This window comes from Rhodococcus sp. As11, from assembly GCF_048957735.1.
Classification (GTDB): Bacteria; Actinomycetota; Actinomycetes; order Mycobacteriales; family Mycobacteriaceae; genus Rhodococcus; species Rhodococcus gordoniae.
The window spans coordinates 70,262-87,536 of the sequence record NZ_JARDJE010000015.1; the positions used below are offsets into that span (position 1 = coordinate 70,262).

The window sequence follows — 17,275 nt, forward strand, 5'->3', positions numbered from 1 at the left end:
TATACCAACTGTTCACCGTGCGTTCGCCGAACCGTCCCCATCTGGTCTAGACCATGCTCCACTGTTGCAGACATGCGAATCCTGATCATCGGTGGTGGCATCCTCGGCACCGCACACGCCGACGCCGCCGTCCGTCGCGGACACGACGTCCTGCATCTCGAACGCGAACCGGAAGCACGCGGTGCCACCGTGCGCAATTTCGGTCTCGTCTGGGTCTCCGGCCGCACGCGCGGCGAACTCGACGCGACCCTCCGGTCCCGGGAATTGTGGGAGGATCTCGGCGCGCGCGTGCCCGATGTCGGCTTCCGTGCGAACGGCTCACTGACGCTGTTGCGCACCGCCGCCGAGGTCGCCGTCGCCGAGGAGGCCGTCGCGCGTGACGACGCGGGCCGGCGAGGATTCACACTTCTCGACGCCGACGAAGCGCGCGGTGTCAACCCTGCGCTCCGTGGGAAATTCGTCGCCGCACTGCACTGCGGTACCGACGCCGCCGTCGAGTCCCGCATCGCGCTTCCGGCGATCCGGCAACACCTCGCCACGTCGGGTCGCTACCGGTTCCTGCCGTCCACCGAGGCCCGGGACGTCTCCCGCACGCCGCACGGGACGGTCCGGGTACGCGACGATCACGGTGTCGTGCACGAGGTGGATCTCGTTCTCGCCTGCCCCGGCGCGACACTCGGTGGCCTGGCCCGCGATCTCGCCGGCGACCTGCCGCTGCGCCGGGTCCGGTTGCAGATGATGCAGACCGCACCACTGGACGAACCGCTCACCACCTCGATCGCCGACGGTGACAGCCTCCGCTACTACCCGGGATTCGCCGGTACCGCCCTCGACGATCTCACCGTCGCCGAACAGCAACGCCCCGTCGCAGAGCAACATCGCATGCAGCTGCTGTGCGTCCAACGGTTGCACGGCGGCCTGACCATCGGAGACACCCACGCCTACGACGAACCGTTCGACTTCGACGTCGACGAGGAACCCTACGACCATCTCACCGCCGTCACGGAAGAACTCCTCGGTCGCCGTCTGCCGCCCGTCGTCCGGCGCTGGGCAGGGGTCTACAGCCAGTGCACCGATCCCACCGCGCTCGTCCACCGCGCGAAGGCCGACGAGGACGTATGGGTCGTCGCCGGGCCGGGTGGCCGCGGTATGACACTCGGCCCCTATCTCGGCGAAGAGACCGCCGACCTGCTCGGACTCTGACCGCCTCCCGAAACCCTTGGAGCAGAAGATCATGACCACCATCCGACTGGCCGTGCTCGACATGGCCGGAACCACCGTCGCCGATGACGGACTCGTCGTCCGCGCCTTCGACGAAGCGGCCACCGCCGTCGGCCTTCCCGAGAGCGGCCCCGAGCGGGACGACGCGCGCCGATACGTCCTCGACACGATGGGGCAGTCGAAGATCGTCGTCTTCCGCGCCCTGTTCGGCAGCGACGAGCGCGCCCGGATCGCCAACGACGCCTTCGAACGCGCCTACGAACGGTTCGTCGACGCCGGGGACGTCGCCCCGATTCCGGGCGCGGAGAAGACGATCACGCAACTACGCGAGGCAGGCGTGAAAGTCGCACTCACCACCGGATTCAGCCGCTCCACCCAGGACCGGCTGCTCGACGCACTCGGCTGGCGCGACCTCGCCGACATCGCCCTCACGCCCGCCGACGCCGGTCGCGGTCGTCCCTACCCCGACATGATCCTCACCGCGCTGCTGCGCACCGGCACCGACGACGTCCGCGAGATCGCCGTGGTCGGTGACACCGCCGGCGACATGCTCTCGGGTCTGCGGTCCGGAGCGTCCGTCGTCGCCGGCACGCGCACAGGAGCCCACGACGAGGCGACCCTCCGCGAAGCCGGTGCCACCCACGTTCTCGACTCGATCGTCGCTCTGCCCGCCCTGATCGTCTCCTGACCTGCCGACTCGAAGGACCCTTCCCATGCGTTCCCTGTCGTCTCGCCGAGCCGCCGTCTCCGCCGGTCTCGCCGCCGGTCTCACCCTCGCTCTGACCGCCTGCGGCGGTTCGGATCCCGACACGCTCAACGAACAAGGCTTTCCCGAAACCATCACGCTCGGTGCGATTCCCGCCGAGAACTCGTCCGATCTGAAGTCGAGTTACGAGCCGCTGCTGACGATGCTCGAGGACGAGACCGGATCCACCGTCGAGTTCGTCCAGGCCTCCGATTACGCGGGCGTGGTCGAGGGCATGATCGCCGACAACGTCGACCTCGCCTTCTTCGGTCCCTTCGCGTACGTCGTGGCGCAACTCAACGGCGCCGACACCACTCCGCTCGGTGCCGTCGTCCAGGACCCGGACGCCGAACCCGGCTACCGCTCCTACGGTCTGACGCAGTCCGGCAACTCCGGGATCGACAGCATCGAGGACTTCGCGGGCAAGGACGTGTGCTTCGTCGATCCCGGTTCGACGTCCGGATTCCTGTACCCCTCGGCAGGACTCATCGAAGCGGGAGTCGTCGAGTCGGGAACCGAGCAGGATCTCGTCGCCGGTCTGACCCCCGTCTACGCCGGTGGGCACGACGCTTCCGCCCTGGCGATCGCAGCGGGCGACTGCGACGCCGGTTTCGCGTTCGACACCATGGTCGACCGGACGATGATCGAGAGCGGCGACCTCCGGGAAGGCGAACTGAAGAAGGTCTGGGAATCCGAGACGATCGCCGGATCCCTGTTCGTCGCCGACAACTCCCTCGGCACCGAGGTCACCGAACGACTCGCCACCATCCTCACCGAGAAGGGCAACGCCGACTACCTGCTCGCCCAGGGATACTGCGACGGCGAATGCCGAATCACCGACGAGCGTGCCTGGGGTGTCGTGGCTGCGACCGACGCCGACTACGACGGGGTCCGACACGTCTGCGAGATCACCGAATCCGAGAAGTGCAAGGGCTGACGATGAGCATCGATCCCACCCACCAGGTCGCCGGCGACGACCTCGTCGTCTCGGCCCGCGGCGTCACCAAGGAATTCGGCACCACCACCGCGCTGTCCGGCGTCGATCTCGACGTGCACCGCAGCGAACTGGTCGTCCTGCTGGGTCTGTCGGGCTCGGGGAAGTCGACCTTCCTCCGGTGCTTGAACGGTCTGCACCCCGTCACCGAGGGCAGGATCGACGTCTCCGGTACACGGGTCGATCTCGCGTCCCGCCGCGAGCTGCGGTCGCTGCGCAAGGACGTCGGATTCGTCTTCCAGCAGTTCAATCTCGTCGGACGGCTCAGTTGCCTCGAGAACGTGCTCATCGGCGGGCTCGGCAGATTGTCGCTGCCCCGCTACGGGGCGCTCACCTACCCGAAGACCATGCGCGTCGAGGCGCGGGAGCATCTCGACCGGGTCGGTCTCGCCGACCTCGCGGACCGGCGTGCCGACACCCTGTCGGGAGGCCAGCAGCAGCGCGTCGCGATCGCACGGACCCTCATGCAGCGGCCCACGGTGCTGCTCGCCGACGAACCCGTCGCCTCCCTCGATCCGGAGAACGCCGGCGTGGTCATGGATCTGCTGTTCCGAGTGTGCATGGAAGACAAGCTCACCGTCGTGTGCACGCTGCACCAGGTGGACCTCGCACTCGGCTGGGCACACCGCATCGTCGGCCTGCGAGACGGTCGCAAGGTGCTCGATCGCCCGGCGGTCGGGCTCTCCCGCGACGAGGCCATGGAGATCTACCAGCGCGTCGAACCCGCCTCCGGCTCTCTCGGAGCACGGTCGGCATGAGCATCCTCACCCCGACCCGCACGGAGACGAGGCCCCACGGCGCCGGTCGTGACCGTCGGCGGACGATCACCGCCGGTTGGGCCGTCGTCGCGGTCGTGGTCGTCGCGTCGGCCACGTACATCGATTTCGCTCCCACAACCTTGCTGGACGGGCTCGACTCGACGGCCGGCCTGATCGAACGCATGCTGCCGCCGCGGCTCGACGACCCCGGCCGCATCGGTGTGCTCGCGATCGAGACGCTGCTCATGGCGGTGCTCGGCACCGTCCTCGCGGCGGTCGCATCGGTACCGCTCGCGTTCCTGGCTGCGCGCAACACGACACCGCACCCGGCGCTGCACCGCATCGCCCGCGCCGTCATCACGTTCTGCCGCGCCATGCCCGACCTGCTGTTTGCGGTCCTGTTCGTCCGCGCACTCGGAATCGGCGTCCTGCCCGGTGTTCTGGCATTGGCTCTCCACTCGATAGGCATGCTCGGCAAGTTGTTCGCCGACGCGATCGAACAGACCGACGCAGGTCCACGGGAGGCGGTGCGCAGCACCGGCGTCGGATACGTCCGGGAGATGATCAACGCGGTTCTGCCGCAGGTCGTCCCGTCCTGGACCGCCGCCTTCGTCTACCGGATCGACATCAACCTCCGAACCTCCGTCGTCCTCGGTTTCGTCGGAGCCGGCGGAATCGGATTCGCGTTGCAGGACGCACTGCGCGGACTCGTCTATCCACGTGCACTCGGAATCGTCTGCGTGATCCTGATGATCATCGCGGCGATGGAGGTCGTCGCCATCGTCGTCCGGCGCGCTCTGCTCACTCCGTCCGCGAACGGTCCTGGACGAGAACGTCTCTCGCGTATCATCTTCTCCTCCACCGTCATCGCGGCCACGGCGGCCGCTCTGTTCGCTCTCCGTATCGATCCGCGTGATCTGTTCACCTGGATCGGACCGTCCCTCGAGGTCTTCACACGGCTCGTTCCACCGGACTTCACCGCGGTGGGTTCGGATCTCGTCGACGCGGTGCTGCAGACCCTCGCGATCGGCGCGGTCGCCACCGCCGTCGGTGCCGTGCTGTCGCTTCCGTTCGGAATCCTGGCGGCGAACAACGTGTCTCCGCATCCCACCGTCTATGCCACCGCTCGCGCCGTGATCCTCGTGGTGCGGGCGATCCCCGAACTCGTACTCGCGGTGATCTTCGTGGCCGCCATCGGACTCGGTCCGGTCGCCGGTGCGTGTGCGCTCGCCGTCGGTTCCGTCGGATTCCTCGGCAAACTCGTCGCCGACGCGGTCGAGGAGATCGACCCCGGGCCGCTCGACGCGGTCCGCGCCGTCGGCGGCGGATGGTGGAAGACCCTCTTCGCCGCGGTGATCCCCCAGGTGGTTCCGTCGGTCGTCGGGTCGACGCTGTACCTGCTCGACGTCAACATCCGCACCTCGACCGTTCTCGGTGTCGTCGGTGCGGGCGGCGTGGGATTCCTTCTCTTCGAAGCGGTCCGGACGCTGAACTTCGAGTTCGCCGGCGCGATCGTCGTCATCGTGTTCGCCGTCGTGTACGTCATCGAAAGGATGTCGGGATGGATCCGCTCGAAGGTCGTGTGAGCCGTACGGCGGTGTGGACCGGGACGGGCATCGAGCTGCGGCAGGTACCGATACCGGCCCTCGGTTACCGCGAACTGCTCGTGCGTGTCCGCCTCGCCACGGTGTGCGGGAGCGACCTGCACACCGTGTCCGGGCGCCGCCCCGGACCGGCGCCCTCGGTGCTCGGACACGAAGGGGTAGGGGAGATCGTCGCTGCCGGTCCGCACGCCTCCGCGGCGGTGGGGGAGCGGATCGTGTGGAGCGTGACGTGCGCGTGCCACGACTGCGACCGGTGCCGATCCGGGCGCACGGCCAAGTGCAGGTCGGTGACGAAGGTCGGCCACGAACCGTTCACCGGGCCGTGGCCACTGTCGGGCACCTACTCCGAGTACATCGTGCTGCCCGCGGGCGCGACGACCGTGCCCGTCCCGGCCGCGGTGCCCGACGTCGTCGCAGCTCCGGCCTCGTGTGCGACCGCGACGGCTGTCGCGGTGGTCGAGGCGGCCGGCGATCTCGACGGCCGCAGGGTCGTGGTGTGCGGTGCCGGGATGCTCGGTGTCACGGCGGTCGCCATGTGTGCCGAAGCCGGTGCCGACGTCACGATCGTGGACATCGACCCGCAGCGCGCGGCACGCGCCGAACGGTTCGGCGCGGTTCTCGACGACGGTGGTCCTGCCGATATCGCTCTCGACTTCTCGGGTTCGGCGGATGCGATCGCGTCGCTCGTGTCGCGCCTCGATGTGGGCGGGCGCCTCGTGCTCGCGGGCTCGGTGGCGCCCGGTCCCGCCGTTCCCGTGGATCCGGAGGCGATCGTGCGCCGGTGGCTCACCATCGGCGGGGTGCACAACTACGAACCCGCGCACCTGCGCGAGGCCGTGGCGTTCCTGTCCCGCACGGTCGCCGTCTACCCGTGGGACGAGCTCGTCGGCACCCCCGTCCCCCTCGATGCGCTGCGAGAAGTCCTGCACGCGGGGCCGCGCCTGCGGGCGGCGGTGGTCCCGTAAGGGGTTTGCGGACGTTCGGTTCGGTCACGGACACCGATCGCTTCGGTCCTTACGGCCGAGGGGTACCCGCTTCTACCGTGGGGGAGGTTGGGCACGGCGGCCCTCTGCAGGGCCGTGGGTGCCGTCGCTCCGCAAGCACGGGAAGGAACCTGCGCACTGTGACCACCGAGGCATTCATCTATGAAGCCATCCGAACACCACGCGGCCGAGGCAAGAAGACGGGCTCGCTGCACTCCGTCAAGCCGATCTCCCTGGTTACGGGCCTGATCGACGAGCTGCGTGTTCGATTCCCCGATCTCGACGAGAACCGCATCTCCGACCTGATCCTCGGTGTCGTCAGCCCCGTCGGCGATCAGGGTGCCGACATCGCCCGCACCGCTGTCACCATCGCGAACCTGCCGGCCACCACGGGCGGCGTGCAGATCAACCGGTTCTGCGCGTCGGGCCTCGAGGCCGTCAACATGGCTGCGCAGAAGGTCCGCTCCGGCTGGGACGAGCTCGTTCTCGCCGGCGGCGTCGAGTCCATGTCGCGTGTCTCCATGGGCTCCGACGGTGGCGCGTGGATGCTCGATCCCGCCACCAACTACGACAGCTACCTGGTTCCCCAGGGCATCTCCGCCGATCTCATCGCGACCATCGAGGGCTTCACCCGCGAGGACGTCGACGCCTACGCACTGCGCTCGCAGCAACTCGCCGCGGCAGCCTGGTCGGGCGGCTACTTCTCCAAGTCGGTCGTGCCGGTCAAGGACCAGAACGGTCTGACGATCCTCGATCACGACGAGCACATGCGTCCCGACACCACCCTCGAAGGCCTCGCCAAGCTGCAGCCGTCGTTCGCGACCATCGGTGAGATGGGCGGCTTCGACGCCGTGGCGCAGCAGAAGTTCCACTTCGTCGAGAAGATCGATCACGTCCACCACGGCGGCAACAGCTCGGGCATCGTCGACGGCGCGGCACTCGTGCTCGTCGGTTCCGAGCAGGCCGGCAAGGACCTCGGTCTGACCCCGCGTGCCCGCGTCGTCGCCACGGCCACCTCCGGTGCCGACTCGACGATCATGCTCACCGGCCCCACGCCGGCCGCGCACAAGGTTCTCGCCTCGGCGGGCCTGACGGTCGACGACATCGACCTGTTCGAGATCAACGAGGCGTTCGCCTCCGTCGTCCTGAAGTTCCAGAAGGACCTGAACATCCCGGACGAGAAGCTCAACGTCAACGGCGGCGCCATCGCGATGGGCCACCCGCTCGGCGCCACCGGCGCCATGATCACCGGCACCATGATCGACGAGCTCGAGCGCCGCGGAGCCAAGCGCGCCCTCGTCACCCTGTGCATCGGTGGCGGCATGGGTGTGGCCACCATCATCGAGCGCGTCTGACACCGGAAGGAATTCGAAAAACAGTGAGCGACAACATGATTTCCTGGGACAAGGACGCCGACGGCATCGTCGTGCTGACACTCGACGATCCCAACCAGGGCGCCAACACGATGAACGAGCTGTACAAGGCGTCGATGAAGGCCACCGTCGACCGTCTGTACGAGGAGCAGGACTCCATCACCGGTGTGGTGATCACCTCCGCGAAGAAGACCTTCTTCGCCGGCGGCGACCTGCGCAACATCATCGCGATCGGCCCCGACGACGCGCAGGCCGCGTTCGACGAGGTCCAGGGCATCAAGGCCGACCTGCGTCGTCTCGAGACCCTCGGTAAGCCCGTCGTCGCCGCCATCAACGGCGCGGCTCTCGGTGGCGGCCTCGAAATCGCCCTCGCGACGCATCACCGCATCGCTGCCGATGTCAAGGGCGTGCAGATCGGTCTGCCCGAGGCCAGCCTGGGCCTGCTCCCCGGTGGCGGTGGCGTCACCCGCACCGTGCGCCTGCTCGGCATCCAGACGGCGCTGCTCTCGGTTCTGCTGCAGGGCAACAAGTACAACGCGGTCAAGGCCAAGGAGATCGGCCTCGTCCACGACGTCGTGGGCAGCGTCGAGGAGCTCGTTCCGGCCGCCAAGGAATGGATCAAGGCCAACCCCGAGGGCGGCGTCCAGCCGTGGGATGTCAAGGGCTACAAGATCCCCGGCGGCACCCCCTCCAGCCCGGCCTTCGCCGCGAACCTCCCGGCCTTCCCCGCGAACCTGCGCAAGCAGATCAAGGGCGCTCCGATGCCGGCTCCGCGCGCCATCATGGCCGCCGCCGTCGAGGGCTCGCAGGTGGACTTCGACAACGCGTCGACCATCGAGTCGCGGTACTTCGTCGAACTCGCCACCGGCCAGGTCGCGAAGAACATGATCCAGGCGTTCTTCTTCGACATGCAGTCCATCAACTCGGGCGCTTCGCGTCCGAAGGACGTGCCGAAGCGCGAGATCAAGAAGATCGGCGTTCTCGGTGCGGGCATGATGGGCGCCGGCATCGCCTACGTCTCCGCCAAGGCCGGTTACGAGGTCGTCCTCAAGGACGTCACCCTCGAGGCCGCCGAGCGTGGCAAGAACTACTCGGAGAAGATCGAGACCAAGGCTCTCTCGCGTGGCAAGACCACCGAGGAGAAGTCGAAGGCTCTGCTCGACCGCATCACGCCGACGGCCGACCCCGCCGACTTCGCGGGCGTCGACTTCGTCATCGAGGCGGTGTTCGAGAACACCGAGCTCAAGCACAAGGTGTTCCAGGAGATCGAAGACATCGTCGATCCCGACGCGCTGCTCGGTTCGAACACCTCGACGCTGCCCATCACCGGTCTCGCGACCGGCGTCAAGCGTCCCGAGGACTTCATCGGTATCCACTTCTTCTCGCCGGTCGACAAGATGCCGCTGGTCGAGATCATCAAGGGTGAGAAGACCTCCGACGAGGCCCTGGCCCGCGTGTTCGACTACACGCTCGCGATCCGCAAGACCCCGATCGTCGTCAACGACAGTCGCGGCTTCTTCACCTCGCGTGTGATCGGCACCTTCGTCAACGAGGCCATCGCCATGCTCGGCGAGGGCATCGAGCCCGCGACCATCGAGCAGGCCGGTTCGCAGGCGGGTTACCCGGCTCCGCCGCTGCAGCTGACCGACGAGCTGAACATGAAGCTCATGCAGAAGATCGCGAAGGAAACCGAGGAGGCCGCCAAGCAGGGCGACACCAAGCTCGGCACCACGCGTCATCCCGCACTCGACGTGGTCGACTGGATGGTCGAGCAGGGCCGTCCGGGTCGTCTCGAGAAGGCCGGCTTCTACGAGTACGACGAGAACGGCAAGCGTCAGGGCATCTGGCAGGGTGTGCGCGATCACTTCAAGACCGAGGCGACCCTCGATGTGCCGCTGCAGGATCTGATCGACCGCATGCTCTTCGCCGAGGCGATCGAGACCCAGAAGTGCTTCGACGAGGGTGTTCTCGAGACCACCGCCGACGCCAACATCGGCTCGATCTTCGGCATCGGTTTCCCGGCCTGGACCGGTGGTGTCGCTCAGTACATCGTCGGTTACCCGGGTGGCAAGGAAGGCTTCGTCGCGCGGGCCGAGGAGCTCGCCGCCAAGTACGGCGAACGCTTCACCCCGCCGGCGTCGCTGCGCAGCTGACGCACACGACGGTTACACGGAAGGGCTCCCGACGCCACGGCGTCGGGAGCCCTTTCTCAGCGCAGTGCGCGGTAGACGCGCGATTCGAACTCCAGGAATCCACCGACGGAGGCGCGGTCGGCGAACGGGAGCACCTGTGCCGCCCAGATTCCGGCAACATCGGCACGACGGTCGATCCAGTAGTACAGATTTGCCAGTCCCGCCCAGCTCAGGGACCCTGCGCTGCGGCCGGTGGGCGCTTGTTCCTCGTTGACCATGAAGGAGTACGACCACGTCTTCCGCTGGCCCGGAAAGAACTCCGCGTCATTCGAGAGCTCGGGCTCGACTCCTGGGAGCATCGTCACCTGAAGGTCGCCGAGACCGCTGATCGCAGCTTTCGCCACAGTCTCCGGCTGCAACACTCGACCGTACTCACCCTCACCGTCGTTCAACCACATCTGTAGGAATCGGGTGTAATCACCGATGGTCGAGTACAGGCCGTGACCGCCCATATCCACTTCGGGCTCCTGCGGCAGCACCAGACCGGTCGGCACGAGCGTCCCGTCCTCCCTGCGTTGGTGGATCTCTGCTCGTCGTTCCTGCATCGAGGGGGTCATGGTGAATGCGGTGTCACTCATCCCCAGTGGACGGAAGACACGTTCCGTCATGACGTCGCCGAGTCGCTTCCCGCGAACGGCTTCGACCACGAGCCCCGCCCAGTCGATGTTGGATCCGTAGTTCCACCGGGTACCGGGCTCGAACAGCAGAGGCGTCTGCAGCGCCGCACGAGTTGCTGTGATCACGCTCGGGTGGACGCCCGCGACCGAGAGACGGTGATAGGTGTCGTCGAAGAACGAGTACCCGAGTCCGGCAGTATGCAGCAACAGCATTCGGGTGGTGATCGGCGTGCGGGGAGCGCGCAGCGTCAGGACCCCGGACTCGTCGAAACCCTCTGCGACGGAGAGATCTGCGATGTCCGGCACGTATTCCGATGCCGGAGCATCGAGGTCGATCAGTCCTTCTTCGACGCACTGGAGCACGACTGTTCCGGTGATCGCCTTGGTGGTGGAGAACAGTGCGAGTACCGAATCCGTGGTCATCGGAGTGGCATCGCTCAACGAGCGGACGCCGGACGCCCCCTCGTACACGGACCCGGTCGAGCGCGTGACCGCGGCTGCAACGCCGGGAACCAGAGCCGGTCCGTCGGGAAAAGCGGTGACGTGGTCCAGAGCGTCGTCGAGACTCGTTGTCAAAGCAGAGAGATCCAGTGTGTGCATATCCGTCCTTCCGGTGTGATGCGTGACACGCATGGAAGGTAGGACATGTGATCGGCTCTGTACGTCTGTGATCGGTAGGGGATATCTGCAATCGGCAAGAATGACGCGTCTAGCCTGTGCGCGCTCGACGCAAGGTCTCCGACGGGTTCTCTCCGAACCGGCGCCGATAGGCCGCGGCGAAGACACCCATGTTGACGTACCCCCATTCGTGGGCCGCGGACGACACCGAAGGAGACCCCGCGCTCAAAGAGCGACGAACGCCGCGCAGTCGCTGCTCGACCAGATACGCCCGCGGGGAGGTCCCCACATATTTCTTGAACGCACCGTTGAGGGCACGGACACTGACGCCCACTGCTGATGCCGTCTCGGTGACGGTGGGCAGATCCTTCGCATGCTCGTCGATGTACTGCACAGCAAGCCGCACATATCCAGGAGCGGCAACCGGCGCGGGCCCGGTGAGGTCGATGCCCGCCGAGCGAGCCCACTCGTCGAGCAGGTGAGCGGCGAGCATCTCCTGGAGATTGTGGCCTATTCTTCCGGCGGCAACAGCGTCCGGGGCGGTCGAAGCCGTCGTTGTGGCGTAGTCGAGCAGGGCGAGCCACGCACTGTCCGGCCCTCCGACCGCACACTGGTGACTCCACAGTCGTTCGTCGGGAACGTAGCCCCACCACTGCAGGGCGAGATCGGACAGGAAGCGGTGCGGAATCGTCAGGTTGAGCTGGAGATGGTCGGGATCTGCGTCGAGCCGATAGTCCACCCGACTGCAGTCGGCGACGAACGTCTGGCCCGCACCCAATTCGGTCTCGTCGTATGTTCCTGTCGCATGACGTGTCCTGCCTCGAATCGTGGTCAACACCAGGATGTTTCCTGCGTCGGAATCGAAGTTCCGAAGATCGACTTCTACGCCGTAGCGGAACCGCGTCATGGTGATGTCGTGGATCGGTACCGAGAACATCGACGATGCGGGGACGGCTGTGCGGTCCGTCGGCCGTACATCGAACCGCATGTACTTGTCGTCCGTCCAGGCACGAATGGCATCCCAATCCGATTCCCGAGCCGACCGACGGCGGCTCGGGAGCGGTCTCGGGTCCAGATCCGGCAACACGCGTCCAAGATATGCGATGAAACCGGGTGAGGTCAGGCGACCCACCAGGGCCGTAGCGGCGTCTGCGGCTTCTTGTCGTCGCCCAGCTTGACCGCCAGCACCTGGTGCAGCTGCACCACATTGCGTTCGAAGCCGAGACGGGAGCCGGCCATGTACAGGCCCCACAGACGGGCCGTGCCCTCACCGACCTCGGCGACGCACGCCTCCCAGTGCTTCTCGAGGTACTCGCACCAGCCCTTCAGCGTCAGGGCGTAATGCTCGCGCAGATTCTCCTCGTGCATCACCTCGAAGCCGATGTTCTGCGCCTCGGTGATGATGCGCCCCGAGCCGGTGAGTTCCCCGTCGGGGAAGACGTACCGGTCGATGAAACCGCCCGCCTTGACCCGGCTGTTGTTGGTCGGCCGGGTGATGCAGTGGTTGAGCAGCAGACCACCGGCACGCAGCTTGTCGTGGAGGAACCGGAAATACGCCGGATAGTTGGCGACGCCGATGTGCTCGGTCAGGCCGATCGACGAGATGGCGTCGAACCCGCCCTCGGTCACGTCGCGGTAGTCGGAGTGCCGGACCTCGGCCAGGTCGCTCAGACCTTCCTCGACGATGGCCTTCTGCGCCCACTCGGCCTGCTCCCCGGAGAGCGTCACGCCGAGGGCCTTCACGCCGCGCCGAGCTGCATACCGCACCATTCCGCCCCAGCCGCAACCGATGTCGAGCAGACGGTCGCCCGGCTTCAATCGCAGCTTCTCGAAGACCAGACGGTACTTGTTCTCCTGGGCGTCCTCGAGGCTCTGATTCCGGGATTCGAAGACGGCGCAGGTGTACGTCATCGACGGTCCGAGCACGTACTCGTAGAACTCGTTGGACACGTCGTAGTGGTGGTGGATGACCTCGGCGTCGCGCGACTTCGAGTGCCGCAGACCCTCGGCGATCCGGCGCCAGCGCGGCAGGTGTTCCTGCGGCGGCGGCGCGATCGGCTTGAGCAGTTCGGTGCCGAGCGACCGGGCGATCTGCGCGAGGACGCGGGCCGGAGGACGCTCGAAGTGCAGGTCGCCGAGCGAAGCGAGCAACTCGTAGGGGTTGCCGGGATGCACGCCCTGCGCCTCGAGATCACCCGAGATGTAGGCCCGGGCCATGCCCAGATCGCCGGGAGCCGTGGCGATGTACGTCGCGCCCTTGGGCGATGCGAGGTGCAGGCCGTAGGGGGAGTTCGCCGGGCCCGCTGCGGAGCCGTCGTAGGCCGTGAAGCGCAGCGGCATGTCGCCGCCGGTCACGATCTCGACGATCTGGGCGAGGGCGAGCTTGTCCTCGGTGGATCGATCGTTCTCGGCCTTGAAAATGGTCACTTTCGTTGCACCGCCTTCGAGAAGAGGTCCAGTAGACGGGACCGAGGGTCGTATTTCTGTTTGAGGGTGGGGTACTCGCCACCGCCGTAATAGAGTTTCTCGAACTCGTCCTTCGAGTAGTAGGAATCCGAGTAGAGAGATTTGTGCCCGTCGAGTTCGGCGACCTTCTTCTCGATCAACCGGTTGGCGGCGCCTTCCTCGGCGCCGGGCACGATGGGAACGGACGACCAGAACCCGACGTTCACATAGGCGCGCTTCGGCTCGAGCGGGTACAGCGGCCACGGCCGCTGGGCGTCCGAGGCGCTCGGCCGCCGGCCCTCCGGGGACGACTCGGTGTCGCGCAATTTCAAGGGGCACAACCAGATCGGTTCGATGGGAATCTCGTCGAGGAACCATTCGACGAACTCCCGGGTGCGCTCGAGCGGAACCTCGATGTCCTGCACGACACGCTCGCGGGGCGGATTGCCCTTGCGTGCCTCGATCCGGTCGGCCACCGAGTACTTGTGATCGAGGGCGATGAGCTTCCAGTAGAAGCTGCTGCGCAGCAACCGCTTCGGCCACAGTCGACGGATCTTCGGATTCTGGGCGCCGAACGCGCGTGAGCACCAGAACCAGTCGGTGTCCCACCGCCACAGATAGTCGCGGATCGTGAGTCGATCCACCTTGGGGCGGTTGACGGAGACGTGCTGGATCGACCGGTAGTAGATGTCCTGCCCGGTGTAATCGCTGACGGGTCCCGGCTCGTCGGTTTGTGTGCCGAGCGTCAGGTAGCTCTCGGCTGCCGAGAAGACGACCCCGTCGAGATAATCGACCGATGTACCGTCCCAGGTGCGCTCGTCGACGATCCGTGCGAGGACGGACTGTAGGTCGGCGATCGTGTCGAACCGCAGGTGCCGCAGCGCGACGTACCGCTTCACCGGTTCGAGTTCGATGCGCAGGCGCGTCGCGTACCCGAGGGAACCGTAGGAGTTGGGGAAGCCGTGGAACAGATCGGCGGTCTCGCCCTCGGGGCGGGCGGTGACGATCTCGCCGGACCCGGTGAGGATGTCCATCTCGAGTACCGACTCGTGGGGGAGACCGTTCCGGAAGGACGTCGACTCGATGCCGAGTCCGGTGACGGCGCCGCCGAGCGTGATGGTCTTCAATTGCGGGACGACCAGCGGAGCGAGACCGTAGGGCAGGGTCGCGTCGACGAGATCCTCGTAGGTGCACATCCCGGCGACGTCGGCGGTGCGGGCCTGCGGATCGACGGAGACGACCCCGCCGAGACCGGAGACGTCGAGTCCGGGCGCGTTCACCGCGGCGCGCGCTCGGAAGAGGTTCGACGTCTTCTTGGCGAGTCGCACGGGCGCGTCGGCAGGAATCGCGCGGTACGAACGCAGCAGACGGTCGACACCGTGCCGGTGTACCGCCTCTCCGTACGGGACCTTCACACCTGACGATCTCGGCATCTGCATTCGACTCCTCGGAGCGGCGCATCGGTAGCACGTCCACAATAGACCCGGCGGTCGCATCCGTCCCGAAAGGCGGAAGGCAGGATGGATGCAGTCGTCACAGGCACATTCGAGCACGCACGAAGAAGAAGGAGTCGTTCATGGCACAGGTCAGCGCAAGCAGTTCGATCCAGGTGGCGGCCGCCCCCGAGGCGGTACTCACCGCACTCGCCGATTACGAGACGGTCCGTCCGCGCATCCTCACCGAGCACTACCGCGACTACCGAGTGATCTCCGGCGGTCGCGGCGACGGCACGGTCGCGCACTGGATCCTCCAGGCCACGGAGAAGCGTCAGCGCGACGTGCAGGCCACCGTGTCGGTCAAGGGCAGTACCGTCACGGAGACCGACGCGAACTCCACGCTCGTGACGACCTACAGCGTCGTGCCGAACGGGACGGGTTCGACGGTCGTCGTGCTCACGCAGTGGAAGGGTGCCGGAGGCGTCAAGGGCTTCTTCGAGAAGACCTTCGCGCCGCTCGGCCTGCGGAAGATCCAGCAGCAGGTGCTCGAGAACCTGAAGAAGGAAGTCGACTGACCCCGGTTTCGTCGATCTCGGCGTCCGTGCCGACCGCGATGCGCCGGGACTAGGCTGGCGTACACACTTCAGAAAGGACGTGCCGTGCAACCCGGTGGTGGAATGCCCGACATGCAGCAACTCCTCGCCCAGGCCCAGCAGATGCAGCAGCAGCTCGTCGCTGCGCAGAACGAGATGGCGCAGGCGGAGGTCACCGGCCAGGCCGGCGGTGGTCTCGTCACGGCGACGGTGAAGGGCACGGGCGAGGTCGTGTCCGTGAAGATCGATCCGAAGGTCGTCGATCCCGACGACGTCGAGACCCTGCAGGATCTCGTGGTCGGTGCGATCGCCGATGCCTCGGCGAAGGCCCAGGACATCGCGGCCGAGAAGCTCGGTCCGCTCGCGGGTGGGCTCGGCGGCGGAATCCCCGGCCTGCCCGGCTTCTAGAGGTCGGCGTTGTACGAAGGACCGGTACAGGACCTCATCGACGAGCTGGGCAAACTTCCGGGCGTCGGTCCGAAGAGTGCCCAGCGCATCGCGTTCCACCTGCTTTCGGTCGAGCCGCCCGAGATCGACCGCCTGCAGGCGGCGCTCCAGCGGATCCGCGACGGTGTCCAGTTCTGCGAGGTCTGCGGCACCGTCTCGGACCAGCAGCGTTGCCGCATCTGCTCCGATCCTCGCCGCGACCGCACGGTGATCTGCGTGGTCGAGGAACCCAAGGACGTGCAGGCGATCGAACGCACCCGTGAGTTCCGGGGGCGCTATCACGTCCTCGGTGGTGCACTCGACCCGCTCAACGGCGTCGGCCCCGACCAGCTGCACATCCGCGAACTGCTCACCCGGATCGGCAATCAGGAAGACGGCGTCGACGTCTCCGAGGTGATCATCGCGACCGACCCCAACACGGAGGGTGAGGCGACGGCCACCTATCTGGTGCGGATGCTGCGTGACTTCCCGGGGCTGAGCGTCACACGCCTCGCGTCGGGTCTGCCGATGGGTGGCGACCTCGAGTTCGCCGACGAGCTGACGCTGGGACGAGCGCTGTCGGGGAGGCGGGCGATGTGACCGTGCGCGGCACGGAGGCATCGCGTCGGGGAGAGCCCGAGAAGCGCCGCCGGACTTCCGACGAGACCAGGCAGTTGATCATCGATGCCGCGGGGAAGGCGTTCGCGACGCGCCCCTATCGCGACATCACGCTCAAGGACATCGCGGAGGACGCGGGGGTCAGTGCACCGCTGATCATCAAGTACTTCGGCTCGAAGGAGCAACTGTACGAGGAACTCGTCGACTTCCAGTACGGCGCGCAGGTGCTGTTCGACGGCCCGCTCGAGAGCCTGGGGGAGAGGATGGTCGCGATGCTCGCCCGCCCGCTCGAGCCCTACAAGCCGTTGTCGATGAACATCCTCTTCATGAGCGGGGGCAGCAGCGAGGAAAGCAACCGCATGCTCCGCGACAACTACTCCACGCAGATGATCGATGCCCTCGCCGCGCGGCTTCCGGGCCAGGACGCCCGCCTCCGGGCCGAGCTGGCGATGTCGGCGGTGATGGGTTTGGCGATCATGCGGCGCCGCATGATGCAGGAACGCGCGACCGGCACGGTCGAGGAGGTGGTGGCGCTGTACGCGCCGCTGGTGCAGCGACTGCTCGACGGAGACGGTTCTTAGCGGCTGAAATGATTTTGGTCACCTCCCTTGAGGGTAAATAGCCGTTCACCTAATGTGGTGAATGGCTATTT

16 protein-coding genes are annotated in these 17,275 nt (G+C 66.7%); 12 read left to right on the plus strand and 4 right to left on the minus strand.

The genetic code is table 11. From position 1 onward, the window contains the following. Nucleotides 1-72 precede the first annotated feature (72 nt). The 8 genes from PV766_RS17660 to PV766_RS17695 all read left to right on the plus strand — a co-directional run bounded on the left by PV766_RS17660 (nt 73) and on the right by PV766_RS17695 (nt 9,831). Entirely contained in the window at nt 73-1,203 is a 1,131-nt protein-coding gene (locus PV766_RS17660; protein ID WP_129977755.1) for a TIGR03364 family FAD-dependent oxidoreductase, read from the plus strand. Nucleotides 1,204-1,234: 31 nt separating this feature from the next. Continuing rightward, complete coding sequence (locus PV766_RS17665) at nt 1,235-1,909, plus strand: phosphonatase-like hydrolase (RefSeq protein ID WP_421097529.1); 675 nt, start codon at nt 1,235-1,237, stop codon at nt 1,907-1,909. Nucleotides 1,910-1,934: 25 nt separating this feature from the next. Further along, entirely contained in the window at nt 1,935-2,903 is a 969-nt protein-coding gene (locus tag PV766_RS17670) for a phosphate/phosphite/phosphonate ABC transporter substrate-binding protein (RefSeq protein ID WP_129977753.1), read from the plus strand. A gap of 2 nt (nt 2,904-2,905) precedes the next feature. Beyond that, a complete protein-coding gene (gene phnC / locus PV766_RS17675) occupies nt 2,906-3,718 on the plus strand; it encodes a phosphonate ABC transporter ATP-binding protein (protein ID WP_016931819.1) in 813 nt (270 codons plus the stop codon). Next, nucleotides 3,715-5,304 carry a phosphonate ABC transporter, permease protein PhnE gene (gene phnE, locus PV766_RS17680; RefSeq protein WP_421097530.1) on the plus strand — a complete coding sequence of 530 codons (1,590 nt, stop codon included), beginning with the start codon at nt 3,715-3,717 and terminating at the stop codon, nt 5,302-5,304. The genes phnC and phnE overlap by 4 nt, the downstream gene beginning before the upstream one ends. Further along, the gene (locus PV766_RS17685) at nt 5,280-6,287 is read left to right on the plus strand and encodes a zinc-binding dehydrogenase (RefSeq protein ID WP_064062843.1); all 1,008 of its coding nucleotides are present in this window, start codon (nt 5,280-5,282) and stop codon (nt 6,285-6,287) included. The genes phnE and PV766_RS17685 overlap by 25 nt, the downstream gene beginning before the upstream one ends. Before the next feature lie 158 nt (nt 6,288-6,445). After that, the gene (locus tag PV766_RS17690; protein ID WP_064062842.1) at nt 6,446-7,660 is read left to right on the plus strand and encodes an acetyl-CoA C-acetyltransferase; all 1,215 of its coding nucleotides are present in this window, start codon (nt 6,446-6,448) and stop codon (nt 7,658-7,660) included. A gap of 35 nt (nt 7,661-7,695) precedes the next feature. Next, nucleotides 7,696-9,831: a 3-hydroxyacyl-CoA dehydrogenase NAD-binding domain-containing protein gene (locus tag PV766_RS17695; protein WP_303660429.1), complete on the plus strand. Its 2,136-nt coding sequence runs from the start codon at nt 7,696-7,698 to the stop codon at nt 9,829-9,831. A 56-nt stretch (nt 9,832-9,887) separates the two neighbouring features. On the opposite strand, the gene PV766_RS17700 is transcribed toward PV766_RS17695, so the two are convergent. The 4 genes from PV766_RS17700 to PV766_RS17715 all read right to left on the minus strand — a co-directional run bounded on the left by PV766_RS17700 (nt 9,888) and on the right by PV766_RS17715 (nt 14,989). After that, nucleotides 9,888-11,087, minus strand: a complete 1,200-nt coding sequence (locus tag PV766_RS17700) for a serine hydrolase domain-containing protein (RefSeq protein WP_064062841.1) — start codon at nt 11,085-11,087, stop codon at nt 9,888-9,890. A 109-nt stretch (nt 11,088-11,196) separates the two neighbouring features. After that, nucleotides 11,197-12,237, minus strand: a complete 1,041-nt coding sequence (locus PV766_RS17705; protein ID WP_421097531.1) for an AraC family transcriptional regulator — start codon at nt 12,235-12,237, stop codon at nt 11,197-11,199. Further along, on the minus strand, nt 12,225-13,532 hold the full coding sequence (locus PV766_RS17710; protein WP_129977748.1) for a class I SAM-dependent methyltransferase: 1,308 nt from the start codon (nt 13,530-13,532) through the stop codon (nt 12,225-12,227). Before PV766_RS17710 ends, PV766_RS17705 begins: the two co-directional genes overlap by 13 nt. Next, the gene (locus PV766_RS17715) at nt 13,529-14,989 is read right to left on the minus strand and encodes an FAD-binding oxidoreductase (RefSeq protein WP_421097532.1); all 1,461 of its coding nucleotides are present in this window, start codon (nt 14,987-14,989) and stop codon (nt 13,529-13,531) included. The genes PV766_RS17710 and PV766_RS17715 overlap by 4 nt, the downstream gene beginning before the upstream one ends. Before the next feature lie 137 nt (nt 14,990-15,126). On the opposite strand from PV766_RS17715, the gene PV766_RS17720 reads away from it, so the two are divergent. From PV766_RS17720 to PV766_RS17735, 4 genes are all read left to right on the plus strand, one after another. Next, nucleotides 15,127-15,561 carry an SRPBCC family protein gene (locus PV766_RS17720; RefSeq protein WP_421097533.1) on the plus strand — a complete coding sequence of 145 codons (435 nt, stop codon included), beginning with the start codon at nt 15,127-15,129 and terminating at the stop codon, nt 15,559-15,561. Between the two features lie 102 nt (nt 15,562-15,663). Then, the gene (locus tag PV766_RS17725) at nt 15,664-15,987 is read left to right on the plus strand and encodes a YbaB/EbfC family nucleoid-associated protein (RefSeq protein ID WP_016931828.1); all 324 of its coding nucleotides are present in this window, start codon (nt 15,664-15,666) and stop codon (nt 15,985-15,987) included. 9 nt (nt 15,988-15,996) lie between these two features. Beyond that, nucleotides 15,997-16,605 carry a recombination mediator RecR gene (gene recR, locus PV766_RS17730; RefSeq protein WP_016693177.1) on the plus strand — a complete coding sequence of 203 codons (609 nt, stop codon included), beginning with the start codon at nt 15,997-15,999 and terminating at the stop codon, nt 16,603-16,605. Then, nucleotides 16,602-17,204, plus strand: a complete 603-nt coding sequence (locus tag PV766_RS17735) for a TetR family transcriptional regulator (RefSeq protein WP_064062838.1) — start codon at nt 16,602-16,604, stop codon at nt 17,202-17,204. The genes recR and PV766_RS17735 overlap by 4 nt, the downstream gene beginning before the upstream one ends. Nucleotides 17,205-17,275 lie beyond the last annotated feature (71 nt).